Consider the following 680-nt stretch of genomic DNA (forward strand, 5'->3'; position numbering starts at 1 on the left):
GTTGTAGGCAACTTTTATGAAACAGTCTTCTGAAACATATTTTGAAATATTTGACGGTGGTGATATAATTAGAGTTGAACCATATCAAACTATCAAGTACGACTCTGCCCTTGATTGGGACAGGAATTGGATTAAGACCAAAGTAACAGTTAAAGGGGGTGCATTTAGTGGACAGTATGTTGCAGACTTTATGACAACAGACTTTGAGTTATTAAAGAGAGATTTCAAAAAGCTTGACAAAGATTTTAATGCGACAGCAAATTTTGAACCTTTAGAAGGACAGCTTAAACTCATTATTTCAGGTGACGGCTTAGGGCACTTTGAGGTGAAATGTATTGCACAAGACCAACCCGGTATGGGTGGGACACTTTCATTCATATTATCTTTCGACCAAACAGAACTTGCACGACTTATAAATGAACTTGAAAAAATAACCAAGGCTTTTCCTATTTCGGGGAACATGACATTAAAAAACGAATGACCAAAGCTGCCTACAACATTCAGTTTTGCGTCAGCAGGGGGCGACGAATAAATCCTCATCTTAGTGCTACTGTCAGCTACATATCCGGCTGACCGAACACTAATGAACTACAAAATATATTTTCAACTTTTGTATCTTACATCAGCAGCAGTACCGGGCTGGACGTTTTTCAAATGCCCTGCCGAACGCAAAGCTGTGA

The 680-nt window shown here is 39.1% G+C and carries 1 protein-coding gene; it reads left to right on the plus strand.

Going from position 1 to position 680, the window contains the following annotated elements; all coding sequences use genetic code 11:
* The first annotated feature begins 16 nt into the window (after positions 1-16).
* A complete protein-coding gene (locus DC498_RS25935) occupies positions 17-481 on the plus strand; it encodes a WapI family immunity protein (protein WP_116877028.1) in 465 nt (154 codons plus the stop codon).
* Positions 482-680 lie beyond the last annotated feature (199 nt).

The sequence above is a fragment of the Terrimonas sp. genome, assembly GCF_003075435.1.
Lineage (GTDB): Bacteria > Bacteroidota > Bacteroidia > Chitinophagales > Chitinophagaceae > Agriterribacter.